Annotated in this window: 3 protein-coding genes; all 3 read left to right on the forward strand. The window is 44.2% G+C overall.

The annotated features are described in order from the left end of the window. The first annotated feature begins 40 nt into the window (after window positions 1-40). The 3 genes from PX482_RS18965 to PX482_RS18975 all read left to right on the forward strand — a co-directional run bounded on the left by PX482_RS18965 (window position 41) and on the right by PX482_RS18975 (window position 2,477). Window positions 41-256 carry a zinc ribbon domain-containing protein gene (locus PX482_RS18965; protein WP_288122849.1) on the forward strand — a complete coding sequence of 72 codons (216 nt, stop codon included), beginning with the start codon at window positions 41-43 and terminating at the stop codon, window positions 254-256. A gap of 324 nt (window positions 257-580) precedes the next feature. Beyond that, window positions 581-1,918: an FADH(2)-oxidizing methylenetetrahydrofolate--tRNA-(uracil(54)-C(5))-methyltransferase TrmFO gene (gene trmFO, locus PX482_RS18970; protein WP_288122847.1), complete on the forward strand. Its 1,338-nt coding sequence runs from the start codon at window positions 581-583 to the stop codon at window positions 1,916-1,918. A gap of 61 nt (window positions 1,919-1,979) precedes the next feature. Continuing rightward, complete coding sequence (locus tag PX482_RS18975) at window positions 1,980-2,477, forward strand: 2TM domain-containing protein (protein WP_004266818.1); 498 nt, start codon at window positions 1,980-1,982, stop codon at window positions 2,475-2,477. The last annotated feature ends 280 nt before the right edge of the window (window positions 2,478-2,757 follow it).

Consider the following 2,757-nt stretch of genomic DNA (forward strand, 5'->3'; position numbering starts at 1 on the left):
CTGCTGATTTCTGAAAACCTTGTAAATCAAGACTGAAAATATAGTTGCACACGGGGTTAATAATCAGTCTAGGAGAGCCAAACTAGGTGGCTCAAAAGTTTTTAAATGCCCTGAGTGTGGACATACTTTAAATCGTGACTTTAATGGTGCTTTGGGGATTATGCTCAAAGCTTTGTCGGATACGACCTTTACCGTTGTCAAAAATGGTAATGCTATTGTGGCACAATACAGTGATATACGGTGTTGTACCGCATAAATGTATCAGGATTAGGGTTAGTTTCTAGCCTGAAAAAACGAAAATAGGAATATTAGGGTAGGGGCGACTCCATTCTCGACCCCTACTGGTACTGCGCTTTATTGAGTGACTAGATGATTTTGGTAACTTTCCGGTAACATTTGGTTGATTCTCCTGAAGTTGCTAAGTGGGTGGGTGGAATTAAATATAAGATGAACGTAGGTTGGGTTGAAGCATGAAACCCAACGCCCGCATGGGTTACGCTACCGCTAACCCATCCTACAAATAATTTTGCCTCCTTACTTAACGCTAAAATAATCCTACTCTAGCCATTTTCTCCCAACTATGATCGATCGCCCTATTCATGTAATTGGTGGAGGATTAGCGGGGACTGAGGCGGCGTGGCAGATAGCCCAAGCAGGTATTCCCGTGATCCTGTACGAAATGCGCCCAATTCGCTCTAGTCCCGCCCACCATAGCCAATTTTTAGCCGAATTAGTCTGTAGTAACTCCTTTGGTGCCATGGCGGTGGATCGCGCCACCGGGTTACTCCATGAAGAATTACGACGCTTAAATTCTCTAGTTATTGCCCAGGCCGATCAGCACAGTGTCCCCGCAGGAGGGGCTTTAGCGGTCGATCGAGGGGTCTTTAGTCGAAATTTGACGGAAATCTTGGCTAACCACCCTCTAGTCACCTTAAAACGTCAGGAGATCACGGAAATTCCCCGGGATGGTATCGTCGTTTTAACCACTGGACCGTTAACCAGTGCTGCCTTGGCCGCAGATCTGCAAAATTTCGCCGGCCTGGACTATCTGAGCTTTTTTGATGCCGCTAGTCCGATTATTCTAGGGGAATCTATTGATCGATCGATCGCTTTTCTGGCCTCCCGTTACGATAAAGGTGAGGCCGCCTATCTCAATTGTCCCATGGATCGGGAACAATACCTGCATTTCTGGCAAGAGTTAAAACAGGCAGAACAAGCAGAATTAAAGGATTTTGAGCGAGAAAATGCCAAATTTTTCGAGGCTTGTCTGCCGATCGAAGAATTAGCCTGTCGGGGAGAGGATACCATGCGTTTTGGTCCCCTGAAACCAGTGGGATTAGCGGATACCAGATATCCGGATCAACGTCCCTACGCAGTTATACAGTTGCGAATGGAAGATAAAGCGGGGCAATTGTGGAATATGGTAGGATTTCAAACTAATTTAAAATGGGGTGAACAAACACGGGTTTTCCGTCTGATTCCGGGGTTAGAAAAGGCCGAATTTGTCCGCATGGGGGTGATGCACAAAAACACCTTTATCAATTCTCCCCAGTTATTATCCTCCAGTCTCCAGTTTAAATCGCGACCGACGCTATTAGCGGCAGGACAGTTAATCGGCACGGAAGGCTATACGGCTGCGGCTGCTGGGGGATGGTTAGCGGGAACTAATGCCGCTCGTTTAGCTTTAGGATTAGAAACGGTGACATTGCCAACCACAACGATGATGGGGTCATTATTTGAGTTTATCAGCAGTGCCGAACCGAAACATTTTCAACCGATGCCGCCAAATTTTGGCATTTTGCCGAATTTTACCAGAAAAATCCGCAATAAACGGGAACGTTACGGTCAATATGCCGATCGCTCTTTGCAGGATTTAGAAGCATGGATGAATCAGTTAAAAACTCCCTGTCTCGTCTAACTGTCAATCGCTAAATCGATCGCCCATAATAGAGAAGGAACCTATTTCTTTCTCTATCGCTATGCCAAACCCCGATTTTTTCCCTCCCCAATCCTACAGTCAAGAGGATGTGCAGGAAATTCTCTATTTGGCTATCTCCCGTCAAGGGGATAAGGGAGAAATTACCCGCCAACAGTTGTTAGAAATTGCTGACGATTTAGCTATTGAAGTTAAAGACTTGGAAGCGGCGGAAAAGGACTGGCAAGAGTCAAAAATGCTCAGTTATAAACGGCAAGAATTCGATCGCTTTCGTCGCGAGGAGCTAAAACATAAAACCGTTCGCTATCTGATTATTAATAGTTTTTTTCTTACCATTAATTTAATTAGTGCGGGAACAATTTCTTGGGCAATTTATATCTTTTTGCTGATGGGTTTACCTCTTTCTCTTTCCGCTTGGAAAACTTTTCAAAATCAAGGAATTGCCTACGAAGAGGCATTTAAACGCTGGAAAATTAAGGAGGAAATGAAAGAGTCTTTTACCAATCTTTGGACACAAATTAAAAAGTTTTTACAGTTTTAATAGTGTTGCTAAATTAAGCCTTTTTTGTTTTTGTGAACCACAGAGACACAAAGTACACAAAGTTGAGCTTTGCACTACTACTTAGGGCTTGCTGAATAAGTCTAAAAACCTTGTTGGATAAGGCTTTTAGACTTTTTTTTCCTCAAAAAGTGCCGACCATTGGAGGGATCGGGGGTAAAATTCAGGTACTTTTTCCCTGAAAATTAGGTAACTGACTACCTCAAAATCGGTAAAACCCTACACCCCACACCCCACACCCCACACCCTGCCCCCACCAACA

Source organism: Microcystis sp. M53602_WE12 (assembly GCF_030065455.1).
GTDB classification, from domain to species: Bacteria; Cyanobacteriota; Cyanobacteriia; order Cyanobacteriales; family Microcystaceae; genus Microcystis; species Microcystis aeruginosa.

Coding starts and splice junctions, on each gene's coding strand:
- trmFO (WP_288122847.1), top strand. CDS start 581: ATGATCGATCGCCCTATTCATGTAATTGGTGGAGGATTAGCGGGGACT.
- PX482_RS18975 (WP_004266818.1), top strand. CDS start 1,980: ATGCCAAACCCCGATTTTTTCCCTCCCCAATCCTACAGTCAAGAGGAT.